This is a genomic window from Flavobacterium salilacus subsp. salilacus (genome assembly GCF_004634195.1).
GTDB classification, from domain to species: Bacteria; Bacteroidota; Bacteroidia; order Flavobacteriales; family Flavobacteriaceae; genus Flavobacterium; species Flavobacterium salilacus.
This window is the reverse complement of record NZ_SKBP01000002.1, coordinates 133,014-147,303: the sequence shown is the minus strand read 5'-3', so window position 1 is coordinate 147,303 and position 14,290 is coordinate 133,014. Positions and strand designations below refer to the sequence as shown.

At 39.4% G+C, this 14,290-nt stretch carries 6 protein-coding genes and 1 tRNA gene; 3 read left to right on the top strand and 4 right to left on the bottom strand.

Annotated elements, in window-relative coordinates:
* Positions 1–415 precede the first annotated feature (415 nt).
* Both E0W68_RS03750 and E0W68_RS03745 read left to right on the top strand, forming a co-directional pair.
* The gene (locus E0W68_RS03750) at positions 416–4,528 is read left to right on the top strand and encodes a T9SS sorting signal type C domain-containing protein (RefSeq protein ID WP_135218074.1); all 4,113 of its coding nucleotides are present in this window, start codon (positions 416–418) and stop codon (positions 4,526–4,528) included.
* Positions 4,529–4,698: 170 nt separating this feature from the next.
* Complete coding sequence (locus E0W68_RS03745; protein ID WP_162845795.1) at positions 4,699–9,477, top strand: T9SS type B sorting domain-containing protein; 4,779 nt, start codon at positions 4,699–4,701, stop codon at positions 9,475–9,477.
* Between the two features lie 61 nt (positions 9,478–9,538).
* On the opposite strand, the gene E0W68_RS03740 is transcribed toward E0W68_RS03745, so the two are convergent.
* Positions 9,539–9,613: transfer RNA gene (locus tag E0W68_RS03740), tRNA-Pro, on the bottom strand.
* A 246-nt stretch (positions 9,614–9,859) separates the two neighbouring features.
* On the opposite strand from E0W68_RS03740, the gene trxB reads away from it, so the two are divergent.
* Entirely contained in the window at positions 9,860–10,819 is a 960-nt protein-coding gene (gene trxB, locus E0W68_RS03735) for a thioredoxin-disulfide reductase (protein ID WP_135218072.1), read from the top strand.
* A 68-nt stretch (positions 10,820–10,887) separates the two neighbouring features.
* Here the strand turns inward: trxB and E0W68_RS03730 are convergent, their stop codons facing one another.
* The 3 genes from E0W68_RS03730 to E0W68_RS03720 form a co-directional block, all read right to left on the bottom strand.
* Positions 10,888–11,718, bottom strand: a complete 831-nt coding sequence (locus tag E0W68_RS03730; protein WP_135218071.1) for a GIN domain-containing protein — start codon at positions 11,716–11,718, stop codon at positions 10,888–10,890.
* A gap of 106 nt (positions 11,719–11,824) precedes the next feature.
* Entirely contained in the window at positions 11,825–12,592 is a 768-nt protein-coding gene (locus E0W68_RS03725; protein ID WP_162845794.1) for a head GIN domain-containing protein, read from the bottom strand.
* A 7-nt stretch (positions 12,593–12,599) separates the two neighbouring features.
* Positions 12,600–14,288 carry a PspC domain-containing protein gene (locus E0W68_RS03720; protein ID WP_135218069.1) on the bottom strand — a complete coding sequence of 563 codons (1,689 nt, stop codon included), beginning with the start codon at positions 14,286–14,288 and terminating at the stop codon, positions 12,600–12,602.
* Between the last annotated feature and the right edge of the window lie 2 nt (positions 14,289–14,290).

Here is a 14,290-nt window from a genome sequence, read left to right as displayed (position 1 = left end):
TGAAAATTTCCGTAGATAATTTATGACTGTAAAGAATACCCCGATATAAAATAAATGTGTTTCCAAAATTCAAAAAGCCATTCAAATTAAAGTAAGGTGTGGTTTAATGGCTTCCCTTCTTTCCTTTAAAAGAAAGAAGGGTTTTTTATTTAACATCATATCCAAAATTTGAATAATCTATAGGATTGTTAATTTGTTGGTAGTCAGTATAAAATATAAATATTAATTTATTTTATGTTAGTTATATTTAATCTAAATATTAACTATTTGTTAAGATTGATGATTTTTGCTTAACGTTAACTTAATGGTAATGTGATAAATAGATAAAGATTTTAAAAAAAATCTATTGAAATTATAAATATCTTTGCGCATTCGGTGAATACATATAAAATAGTCACATTTTAATTTTTTGAATATGCTAAAACAATTACAGTTACACTTAACAAAAATTTTACTTACCACAGCATTTTTGCTCATGGGAGTAATGTCTTGGGGACAAGCAACAGAAAACTTTAGTAATATACCAACAACAAATACAGGGAGTTATCAAAGTAGAAGTTGGACAGGTACAAATGGTGTTACTTGGACTGCGACTAATGCAAGAACCGATCAAACTATTAACGGTAAAGCAATAGCGACGAACAATAGTGGTACTGTTACATCTCCTACTTATTCGGGAGGCATGGGAACTTTGACATTTAACTATGTAAGGGCTTTTACTGGAACCTCTAGCCGTTCTTTGGAGGTTTGGGTAAATGGTACTAAAATTGGCTCAACTATAACAGTTAGTTCCACTTCAAATACAGTGCAACAGTACTCCAATACTATAAATGTATCGGGCAATGTTATTTTAGAAATTAAGACTTTTGGGGCACAAATAAAAATTGATGATATCTCGTGGACCGCAGGTGCTCCAACGGTAACAACAGGTACTGCTACTAATATTTCTACAACAGGGGCTCAGCTTAATGGTACAATTAACGCTAATGGTACTTCTACAACCCCTTCCTTCCAATATGGTTTAACCACATCATACGGTACTAACACTACAGCAACACCATCCCCAGTTACAGGGTCATCGGCAACTGGCATTATTAGAACTATAACCGGACTTTCTGTAAATACACGATATTATTTCAGAGCGGTAGGTACACAGTCAACAGCTACAAACGGGGCAAATGCTTCTTTCTGGACACTGGCAGCAGTGCCCAACGCGCCTATAGCAAGTAACGTAAGTGTTACAACGGCAGACCTTGCACTGAGTGCAGATAGTAACCCTGCTACTACACAATATATTATATACGATTTATATAGTGAGCTTTATGTACAGACAGATGGTACACTGGGTGCTACAGCCGTGTGGCGTACTGCCGCACAATGGGGTACTGTTAACTTAACTGGGCTTACGCCTGAAACGGATTATGCGTTTTATGTAAAAGCAAGAAACGGTGCTAATGTTGAAACAGCATTAAGCCCTGATGGAGCTGAGATAACCACACTTTCTAACACAGCACCTATACTTTCGGCAGACCCGCTTAATGCATTCGGAGCTGTATGTATCAATACAACTACTACCGAAAATTCTTTTGGATTATATGGAGAAAACCTTACTGGTGCCGATGTGGTTGTAGGACCTCTTGCGGGCTATACTTTTTCGGCAACAGCCGGCGGAACTTATACAAGCACCGTTAGCTTTACACCTGTAGGCGGAGAAGTGCTTGCCGATGTATTTGTACGTTTTACACCAACAGATGCAACATCATATAATGGTGATATCGAAATATCAGGCGGAGGGGCAGCATCCGTTTTTGTAGCTGCATCAGGTTCAGGTATTAATACTGCTGCAAGTATAACAACTGCTGCGGTATCTGTATTTACTGAATTTACCGCTACAATGGGCGGTACAGTAACTAACGAGGGTTGTAGCCCCGTAACTGCTACAGGAGTAGTATATGCTACAACAACAACTCCCGTAATAGGTGGTGATGGTGTAACGCAACTTGCCACAGCACTACCGGAAACAACTCCGTTTACAGTAGATGCATCAGGTCTTATGCCTTCTACACAATATTATGTAAGAGCGTATGCCGTGAACAATGGTGGTACTGTATATGGTAATCAGGTAACTTTTACAACCAGTGCTTATGTACTAAATGCTCCTGTAGCTACTGAAGAAACATCTGCCACAACAAGCAGTTTCTTTGCCAACTGGAACGCAGTAGCCGGAGCTACAGGATACAGACTGGATGTGAGTACAAGCCATGATTTTGAAACTATTACACCTGGAGGTACAACTATAGAGGGGTTTGCAAATGTTACTGGAACTGCGGGAACTTATTTGGATAGGACTTGGACAGGAGATGATGGTGTAACTACATGGTCAGCATATAAAGTAAGGACAGACCAAGACCTTGGTTCTGGAACTACAATTACTTTTCAAAATGCATCAGGATCATACCTTGTTTCAAGTACTATAAGTGGAGGAATAACAAATATACAGTTTGATGTACAACAGGTATTTTCAGGTACAGGAGGTCAACTAACAATAAAGGTATTAACAGGTGCCGGTTTTACAACTGAATCATTTGTAGATACCATGAGTTATTCTACTACACAAGGATCTTATGATAGTGGTGTAATTAGTGGTATAACAGGGGATTATAAAATAAGAATTGACAACAACACATCAGCAAGACCAATAATTGATAATTTGGCTTATACATCATCAGCCATAACAGTTTCCTTATATGTAGATGGCTACGAAAACCTTTCAGTAGGCAATGTAACTTCTTATGAAGTTACAGGACTTGAGGCGGGTACTACATACTATTACAGAGTGAGAGCAGAGAATACAGATTATAACGTTACCTCTGCAAACTCTAATGTTATTACTGCAGCAACAGGTGTTATTAATGTATGGAATGGTACGGAATGGTCAGCAGGCTATGTGCCCACTGAAATTGATGAAGCCATTATAACAGGATTATATAACACTGCTTACGAAGGTACTTTTACTGCTGCGACACTTACTGTGAATACAGGAGGCAGCATGGTTATAGCATCAGGCGACAATATTACTATTGTTGGTGAAGTGGTAAATAATGCCGAAGCATCAGCATTCGTTATAGAGAATAATGCTAACCTTATACAGGAAAGTAATGTTATAAATACAGGTGAAATACAAGTACAGAAAAACAGTTCGCCATTATACAGGCTGGACTATACACTATGGTCATCGCCCGTATTAAATCAAAACTTACTCGCTTTTTCACCACAAACGTTAACTAATCGTTTTTATGATTATGACGAGTCAACAGACCTTTTTACTACTATAGCGCCGGGCACAAATAACTTCCAACCGGGTTATGGATATCTTATCCGTATGTCGAATACTCATCCTGCTTTTGTTGAAGAAAGTACACCGGGCACAGCTTGGACAGGAGTTTTTGAAGGACAGCCAATTAATGGTCCTGTAACCGTTACTATGGAAAATGCATTAAACGGATATAACCTTGTAGGTAACCCCTACCCATCGCCAATAAATGTTGCTGATTTTTATGCTGCTAATATAGGTACTATCGTGCCGGGTTCGGCACTATACTTCTGGAGAAAACGTAACGATCCAAATGCTTCTACTTACTGTGTTATGACTAAAGGTGCTTATACCGCAAACAGTGCTGCAGGTGGTGACACAGGTACATGGTTTAACGAAACAGATTCAAATAACTGGGTTATCAACTCAGGTCAGGGCTTCTTTGTACAGGCAACAGGCGGAACGCTTGAATTTAATAACGAGATGCGTGCTGAAGAAGTGAACAACAATCAGTTTTTTAGAACTACAGAAGAAGCACAACAACAAAGCTCACGCTTATGGTTAAACCTTACTACCGAAGGTAAATTTAGCCAAACTGCAATAGTATATAATCCTAATATGACATTAGGTATTGACTACGGTTGGGATGGTAAAGCTCTTATAGGCAGCGATCCTTTAACAGTATATACAATGGCGCAAGATGAAACTCTTTCTATACAGGCAAGACCTGAATTTGATTTGGAAGACCAGGTAACCTTAGGTATTTATGTAGAAACGCCGGGCAACTATACAATAGGCCTTGACCATGTAGATGGATTATTTACAGAGGGGCAGGAAATATACATTATTGACAACCTGTTAAATATTACTCATAACCTTACCGAAGGCAGCTATAGCTTTACTACTGAAACAGGTACATTTAATGATAGGTTTAAAGTAATATATACCATAGAAGGTGTATTAGATACTGATAATCCTGTATTAGCTTCAAATGAAGTTGTAGTTTTCCAAACTAACGGCGATATAAACATTAATGCCGGAACACATGATATTACTGCGGTAACTGTTTATGATATGAGAGGAAGAGCATTATATACTAACAATGATGTTAATGCAAGCCAGATGGTAATAAATAACTTAGAGTCAGCACAGCAAGTACTTATAGTTAACATAACCACAAATAAAGGCACTGTAAGTAAAAAAGTAGTGTACTAAAAACAAAGTTTTTTACCCATAATAAAAAGCCCTTCATCAGTCAGATGGAGGGCTTTTTTATTTTTTATTGTTAGAAAACTATAACTTTTTACGATTTATTTGTTAATATGGGTAGGGTATTTTGTTTATGTTATGTTTTTAACATAATTTTAATACCAAATTGCCTAACTATGAACAAAACTACTCTGTTTTTATATACCTTACTTCTTATAATAGGAAATAGCATTGTAAGTGCAAAAACCTTTGCTCCTGTAAATGATGATTGTAGTAATGCTACGACGCTTACGGTAAATTCCGGGCAAAACTGTAGCAGTACAACTTTAACGTCTTTCTCTGCTGCAACGGTTTCACCGGAAGGAAATACATGTACAGCTACCACAACAGGCGATATTTGGTATCAGTTTACAGCAACGGCAACATCGCATACAATAGCATTGTCTAATTTTACAGGAACAGCACAACCTGTAGCAATGGTGCTTTATGAAGGAGCCGATTGCAGCACATTTACCCAAGTTTATTGCAGTATTAATAATGTAATAAACGCTACCTCGCTTATTGTAGGAGAGACCTATAAACTGAGGCTGTATTTTAATGCTGCAAACCCTTCGCTTACCGCTACTACATTTCGGGTATGTGTTAATACGCCGCCCCCGCCATCAGATAGTAATCAGTCAGATTGTGTTATAACAACTATTAACTACGATTTTGAGCTGCCTGTTCCCATAGCAACAGTTTATCCCATTTTTCTTAATCATAATGTAGTGCAGGGGTGGCGTACCACAGCGTCAGACCAAATGATGGAATTTTGGCCTGTGCCCAACTATGAAAATGTGCCATCATATAGTGGCAATCAATTTATAGAGCTTAATGCAAATTTAGTATCAGGAGTATATCAGGATTATCAAACACCGGAAACTACTACTTTTTCCTATGGTTTTGCACATCGCGGTCGTCAGGGAACAGATACTTGTCAACTTTTGGCAGGACCACCGGGCGGACCTTATACTCCGGTTGGATCTCCTGTTACAACAGGCAATACTGCCTGGAGCTACAATACCGGTACGTATGATGTACCGGCAGGGCAAACAGTAACCCGCTTCATATTTCAGTCCGTTTCCAGTGTAGGAGGCGCGAGTGTAGGGAATTATCTGGATGCTATAACCTTTACAGCCAATAACGGTATACTTTCACCTAATCCGTATAGTATGGATTGCGGCGATTTAATAGCCAGTGTAGAGGCAGCAGGTACAGGTACATGGGTAGCCCATGATGATAATCCGTCAACGACTACGATAGCCGATATATCGAGCAACAGTACAACGATATCAGGTTTTGGTTCAGAAGGGCTTTATTATTACGATTGGGTAACAGAATATTGTGTTACCACCCTCGAAATATCATTCTCGGGAGATTCTGTACCACCCCCTGTGGTGGCAGATGTAGTATATTGTCAAGGCGAAACAGCTACAGAACTTACGGCAGAAGTACTGCCCGGAAATTATGCCAGTTGGTTTGCAGGTTCTGCACCCACACCCAATACGGCTGTAGTAGGAACTACCAATTATTATGTAAGTCAGGTAGCACCAAGTGGCTGTGAGAGCATTCCTGCCGTTATAGTAGTTACGGTAAATGCTCTTGGCGATCCGGTTACTGATTTTACACTGCCGGCATCAGTATGTTTTGGCAGTGATGAAGTACAACCACAGCTTACCACAGGATTTACTGCCGGAGGCACTTATAGTGCCGAGAGCGGTCTTACTATAAACCCCGAAACGGGAGCAATAGACCCTTCTGCCAGCACTCCGGGAGATTATAATGTAACTTATACAGTAGAAGCTAATTCTTGTAATACGGAAGGCAGCAATATTGTGCCGATAACTATAAACCCTGTACCGGAAACACCTGATTTTACATTGGTGCAGCCTGATTGTTTTACGGCTACGGGTAGTATAACTATAAACAGCCCTTTAGGTGCAGATTATACATATAGTATAAATGGTACAGATTATCAGCCCGAAGCTGTATTTCCTACCGTATTACCCGGAATTTACACATTATATGTGCAAAATACGTCAGGATGTATAACAACCTATGATAGCGTTACTATAAACCCTGCATTGGTAACACCTGCTGTTCCTGCTGTAACTATAACCCAGCCTACTTGTGCTGTGGCTACTGCAACTATTACTGTAAACTCGCCTGTGGGCGCAGAATATACATATAGCATTAATGGTATAGATTTTCAGCCCAGCCCTGTTTTTAACGATGTGTTACCGGATAATTATACCATAACAGTACAAAATACAGATGGCTGTATGGCTACCACTGATATAGTAGTCAATCCGCAACCGCCTACACCCCTTGTACCGGATGTAGTTGCAACCCAACCTGACTGTGATGTGCTTTCAGGGACATTAACGGTAAACTCGCCAACAGGAGCGGGACTTACTTATAGTATAGATGGAGTAAATTATCAGACAAGCGCGGTGTTTTCAGGACTTCCGCAAGGCAGTTATTCAGTAACAGTAATGAACAGCTTCGGATGCTCTTCCACCTCGGGTAGTTTTGATATAAATTTGGCGCCTGTGCCCGTACCCGTAATACAAGTTTCAATAATACAACCCACTTGTGCCGTAGCTACAGCAACGGTTACTATAGACTCGCCTGTTGGAGCACAATATACATACAGCATCAATGGTACAGATTATCAATCCAGTCCTGTTTTTAATGATGTATTACCTAACGATTATACCATAACAATTCAAAACACTGATGGCTGTATGGCTACTACTGATATAGTAGTGAATCCGCAACCGCCTACACCAAATGTGCCTAATGTTTCGGTATCGCAACCCGACTGTAGCGCATCTTCAGGAACATTAACGGTAACCTCACCAATAGGAGCGGTATTCTTTTACAGTATAGACGGAGTGAATTATCAAATCAGTAATATATTCTCAGGGCTTCCGCAGGGTAGTTATTTGGTATCAGTAATGAATGGTTTTGGCTGTATCTCAACATCGGGTAATTATGTAATAGATGCGCCGCCTGCACCCGTTCCGTCGCCACAGCTTTCAGCATCACAACCTGATTGTGCTACAGGGTTGGGCACTATATCCGTAGGCTCACCTTTAGGAAGCTATACGTACAGTATAGATGGTGTTACTTTCCAGAACGGAACTTTATTTACAGGACTTATACCCGGAACTTATACTATTTTGGTTAAAAGCGTAGATGGTTGTATAGCAGGGTCTTCTATTAATATATATCCTGCTCCGGATACGCCGGCTGTAGCCGATATCACAGTGTCACAACCGGACTGTAGTTCCCCTTTTGGTACAATTACTATAAACAATCCTACAGGAGCAGGGCTTACCTATAGTATAGATGGAATTAATTTCCAGATGAGTACTGTGATTTCAGGTTTAGTGCAGGGTAATTATACCATAACTGTAAAAAACAATACAGGATGTATTTCGGTAACCAATCCAATAGCGATAAATTCTCCGCTCACGATACCGCAACAACCTGTTATTACAGCCATACAACCCACTTGTGATACGCCTACGGGAACAATTACAGTTATTTCGCCAACAGGGGCGGGACTTACTTATAGTATAGATGGAATAAATTATCAACCCAATACTAATTTTACAGGGCTAACGCCGGGTATAACATATAATGTTACAGTACAAAATGCTGTAGGATGTACTGCAATATCATTACCGTTAACAATACACGATGCTCCTGAAGTGCCCGCAATACCTACTATAACCATATTGCAGCCTGATTGCGAGCAGTCAAGAGGAACTATAACGGTAGATGCACCCGTTGGGGCAGGATTTAAATATAGTATAAACGGCATATATTTTCAACCAGGCCCTGTGTTTACTAATGTAGTACCGGGAACTTACACAATAACCGTAAGGAGTGCCGATGGCTGTACTGCAAGTGATACTGCTGTGGTTACCCCACAGCCTGCAACATCAGACTCCGGTGTTGTAAACGGACCCTCACAGGTTTGTGAAACTGATATAGTGCAATATACTAATACTACACCGGATGGAGTATGGTCGGTAAGTAATGAGAGCAGAGCTACTATAAATGACTTAGGCGAATTAACGGCTGTTTCGTCGGGCAACGTTATTGTGTATTATACCGTGCAAAACCCCGGTGAATGTGCTGCAGTAGCCGAACTGTCTGTTTGGGTAGTGGGTGCTCCGACGCCTGACCTTGATGATACTTCTTTATGTCTTGATATAGAAACAGGAGAGTATGCCTCTGCTGAACTGAATACAGGACTTTCTGCTGCGCAATATAGTTTTGTTTGGTACAAAGGTACTACCACATTGCCCGATACTGAGGGTTATATTACAGTAACAGAGCCGGGAGAATATAGTGTAGATGTTACCAGCTTATCTACGGGATGTACCGGTACGGTAACAGCTACGGTAGTAACCTCGTCTCAGGCAGAAATAAATGTAGTGGTAGGTGCAGATTTTGACTATCTGCAATCGATAACCATCAATATTATAAATGGCTCCGGTGATTATGAATACCAACTGAACAATGGCGATTTCCAAGATAGCCCTGTATTTACAGGAATAACACAAGGAGAATATAGTATAACAGTGAGAGATAAAAACGGTTGTGGCTCTGTAACTGCAATAGTATATGCACTTAACTATCCCAGATTCTTCAGTCCTAATGGCGATGGTGTTCACGATACGTGGTTTATAGACGGCTTGTCGGAAAGAGGCAATGCCAGTATCTATATATTTGACCGCTATGGTAAAGTGGTAGGCTCTGTTATACCCGGTATGGTAGGGTGGGATGGTACACTTGATGGTGAAATCTTGCCGGCTACCGATTATTGGTTTACCATATCCTATGAGTCATTTGATGGTAGCAGTAAAGAATTTAAAGCGCACTTTTCACTTATACGCTAGTAATAAAGATTTAAGTAAAAACAAAAAATCCTTTCTGCATTGCAGAAAGGATTTTTTATTGTCGGGGTGGCAGGATTCGAACCTGCGGCCTCCTGCTCCCAAAGCAGGCGCGATAACCGGGCTACGCTACACCCCGAAATGTATTACAAAATGTATTACAAAATGTATTACAAAATGTATTACAAAATGTAATGCAAAATGTATTACAAAATGTATTACAAAATGTAATGCAATAAGAGGATGCAAATATACTACTTATATTTGTTTTGCAAAGCGATAGAGTTATTTTATTTATTGATAATGAAAACTGATTAGTTTGCGTAGGTGTTATTTAATTAAAAACTTACATTTGCATCACTACAAACACTAGCAATAATATACTATGACTGATACAACTATAGAAAAAATTAAATGCCTTATTATAGGTTCCGGTCCTGCCGGATATACAGCAGCAATATATGCCGCAAGAGCTGATATGAACCCTGTAATGTACACAGGGATGGAACCCGGAGGTCAGTTGACTACCACAACCGAGGTGGATAACTTTCCCGGATATCCTGAAGGTATAGACGGCCCTACCATGATGATACACCTACAGCAGCAGGCAGAGCGTTTTGGTACGCAAGTGCGCATTGGTATGGCTACCGCTGTTGAGTTTAGTACAGAAAAAGGCGGATGGCACAAAGTAACAATAGATAATAACAAAGAAGTGCATGCCCATACAGTAATAATTGCAACAGGCGCAACGGCAAAATATCTTGGTTTGCCCAGCGAGCAACGCCTTAGGGGCGGAGGTGTTTCGGCATGTGCCGTTTGCGATGGTTTCTTTTATAAAGGACAGGATGTTGCCATAGTAGGGGCAGGGGATACTGCTGCCGAAGAGGCTACATACTTGGCTAATATATGTAAAAGCGTTACTATGTTGGTACGTAAAGATTATATGAAAGCCTCTAAAGCGATGCAGCACCGTGTAGAAAACACTCCTAATATAAAGGTACTTTATAACAGCGAGGTTGATGAGGTTCTTGGTGATCAAGTGGTAGAGGGACTTAGGATTGTGAATAATGAAACTAATGAAAAAACAGAGATTGCCATAACAGGATTGTTTATTGCAATAGGGCATAAGCCCAATACCGATATTTTTAAAGGACAACTGGACATGGACGAAACCGGATATATACTTACACAGGGTAAAACCACTAAAACGAAACTACCCGGTGTTTTTGCCTGTGGCGATGTTCAGGACAAAGATTACAGACAGGCTATTACAGCAGCAGGATCAGGCTGTATGTCGGCACTTGATGCAGAGCGTTATTTAACAACACTTGACGATCATTCATAACTATTTGGAAGTCATAAAAAAAGCAGTACTGTCAGTACTGCTTTTTTTATGATTTATAGCCTGTGTTTTTATTCTTTTTTATACAAAGCTGCATTTTCTGTAAAAGCTTTCATCTCTATTTTTGGAGCTCCGTATAACTGAATTTCAGTTTTTCCTTTAGCCGAAATACTAATGGACTCCGCAGCCATTACATTACAGGTGCTGTAACCTTCCGCCAAAATATCCATAGTTTTTACAGTAAATTTTTTACTTTCCAATTCGGCATTATTATCAAGGCGTATCTGGGCTTTAGTTGCATCGCCTTCTATAACCGCAGTGGCTTTTTGGTATAAATCTATTTTTGCGTTTTGTGTGGCTACCAACGCTTTCAATTCAGCATTCTTACTGAGTATAACAGTAGTGCTGTCTGATTGTATATTAACTTCGGCTTTTGTTTTATCATCCATTATCAAGCTAAAATTTTTAGACTTTACATTTAGGTATGATTTTGAGTAATCTAAATTTTTTACAGTGATATTAGTAAGCTCAAGACTTGTAAGTGCATTGAGCACCACTTCGTGTTTAGCCGTAATACTTGTTAGTTTATCAGTATAGGTTATTCTTACGCTTAGCTTTTTATAACCGGTTACATTCTTGGTTGTTGTTATTCTCAGGGTACTGCCATATATCTCGGCAGCCACTACTTCATGCAGGTTATCGTCAGCATCTACTTCCAGTGCTTCGGTATCGCCTTTTACCAAAAAAACTTCAAAATTATCCTCTATCTCTACGTTGTCAAAACTGCCTACTTCTTTTTGGGTAACTGTTACGGTTTTAGAACCTTTTATCTTTTCTTTTTTCTGTGCGAGTGCAGCCGTAGAGCAAAGTACCGCGAGCAGCAGTATATATATATTCTTCATTTTATAGATTTTTGGTGTAGGTTGTTTGGCAAATATATAAAAAAACACCAGCGTATGCTGATGTTTTTTTATGATTATCATGTATATGACAGGTTAATGATAAAGGCTAACCTTTGTATATGCTTCCTCCGGAAGATGTTTCTTTATTAAGTTGTTTTGGCACTGTTATGTATTGAATGTTGGCTCCGCTTGATGCATCGGCATTTAAGCTTTCCTGTGGGTTAAGGCTTGTATTGCTACCGCTCGATGCTTCGGCTGTTACACTTTTTGCGGTAAGCCCTTTTGCGTTTAATGAACTTCCGCTCGATGAATCTGTTGTCAGTTGAGTTGTGTTACCACGTACTGTAATTGTACTGCCACTGCTGGACTCGCAGGCAACATTTTCGGTATCAATAGTAACATTCAGGTTACTCCCGCTACTGGACGACAGGTTGAGGTTTTCAGCCTTTATCAACGTTTTATTTGTTACTGATGCGCTGCTTGAAGTTGATATACCTTTTATTTCGGGCATACGTACTGTTATTTTTTTTGCTTTTGCATTGGTAATGTTAGCATCGGTATAAATTTTTAATTCATTATCCTCTACCTCTGTTTTTATATATTGTTGCAGGTTCTCGTCAGCCTCTACGGTAACGGTTGTTTGGTTACCTTGCTCCAATAGTACCTCCAGACCGTTACCGGCAGCTATGTAGGTAAAGCTCTGAGTAATATTACGATCCTGTTCTATTACATTACCGTTACCGCTTACTCGTTGAGAAAAAACACCATTACTACCATTTTTACCGTTTTCTCCACTAAATACACAGGAGCTGAATAATAAAGCAGTTATTACTGCAATAATTACTTTGGTTATATGGATTATCACTTTTATCATAATTATATTATTTATTGGCATTGATGCTTACATTAATACTATCATTATTAATATGTATATGTCCTTCGGCATGGGTAGAGGTTTCATAGTCAACTTTTACGTCCTCGTCCTCACCATCATCGCAGGTAATACACTCCACATTATTTTTATCCATACGATACAGGTTTTCAGAGTCAAACCAAAGGTCGAAGAACGAATTATCAGTATCATCATAATGTTTTACACTGTCATCCGGCTTGAAGTAAGTTCCTTGTGGCAGGTACAGGAAAAGCTCCACTCTTTGATTGCGATACTTATTCTGAGTATCAGTAGTAAGATAATTATCTAAAATTAAGTTATTTCCCTTAATTTCAAAATCATATTTTATGTACTCTGCTCTTTTTCGTGCTTCTGACATCGACCTGCCCAGCGAAATTTTTTCTACCTGTAGGTAAGGTTGCGGCTCATCGGTTTTCATTACATACATCCTAACGTTGTTAGAATATATTATATTATTACCCACGCTGTCCTGTGTTATTTTAAAGCCCATACCATTCCCCCATGATTTGTCATAATAGCTGTTATACCTAAACTTTATATTCAGGGTGTCATTTTCAGCAATGTTTATGTCTTCTCTGATAAAGGTTTTACCGGAGTTACTAATCTCCATTCTTTCACTAAGCAAGATATAAGTTAGTCCGGCTAACGAGGCTATCCATAAAATGAGTAATGTATATTTTACTGTACCGCCTACAGATTTTAGGTTTTCTACTAAAATTTTAAGTCCGAGCAGGAATAACGCTAAACAGGGTATTGCAACTGTGAGGAGCCCCAGTATTGCTATTATCCATATAGGAGTATCGGTATAATTAAACCCCTCAGCATAAGGATACCATACAGGTCCTATTGTAGAAGAGGTGAAAAGCATGGTGAAAAAAGTAATAAGTATGCCCACCATTGCTAAGGCAGCCATGATAGTTATAACAGCGCCTATCAGTTTGGAAAAGCCTTTAAAAATGGCCATTAAAACTTTTTCGAATCCGTTTCCCAACTTCTCTGCCCCCGATCTTGCATTAGCTCCCAACTTGTCATAATCTACACTTTGTATTTTTTTTCCTAATGCATCAAACTCTTCGCGCACTTTACGCTCTATGTTTGATATGTTTATGGGCTCGCCCGTCATTTCCAGTTTTTCTGTAGTAGTTATAGCCTGAGGGATAAGTATCCATAACAGGATATAAATAATTAAAGTACTACCGAAGGATAAAAACGGAGATATTATAAACAGGATTCTTACCCATAGCGGATCTATACGGAAATAGTGGGCAATACCGGCACATACCCCGCCTATAATGGCTTTGTCGTTATCACGATAAAATTTTCGGGTACGTTTTGGGTTATAACCCGGCACGTAGTAGTCATTGCTTTTTTCCGTTTTTTCTGCAAAGCCGTCATCGTCCAGTCTGTAATCTTCGGGTTGTCCCATTATTTCGATTACTTCTTCAACTTCGCGCATACCCACTACCTGCTTGTCGTTTTTTAGCTTCTCGATTAAAAGCTCTGCAATCCTGCTTTCGATGTCGCTCATTATTTCGTCTTTACCATCGGGTGAAAGAGAACGTCTTATAGCATCAAAATAGTGATTTAATTTTTGATAGGCATTCTCATCTATATGAAAGAACAGACCTCCTAAATTTATACTTACTGTTTTGTTCATGG

Bases quoted from the DNA above. Each gene is read 5' to 3' on its own strand.
- E0W68_RS03750 (WP_135218074.1), top strand. From the start codon at position 416: ATGCTAAAACAATTACAGTTACACTTAACAAAAATTTTACTTACCACA.
- E0W68_RS03745 (WP_162845795.1), top strand. From the start codon at position 4,699: ATGAACAAAACTACTCTGTTTTTATATACCTTACTTCTTATAATAGGA.
- trxB (WP_135218072.1), top strand. From the start codon at position 9,860: ATGACTGATACAACTATAGAAAAAATTAAATGCCTTATTATAGGTTCC.
- E0W68_RS03730 (WP_135218071.1), bottom strand. From the start codon at position 11,718: ATGAAGAATATATATATACTGCTGCTCGCGGTACTTTGCTCTACGGCT.
- E0W68_RS03725 (WP_162845794.1), bottom strand. From the start codon at position 12,592: ATGATAAAAGTGATAATCCATATAACCAAAGTAATTATTGCAGTAATA.
- E0W68_RS03720 (WP_135218069.1), bottom strand. From the start codon at position 14,288: ATGAACAAAACAGTAAGTATAAATTTAGGAGGTCTGTTCTTTCATATA.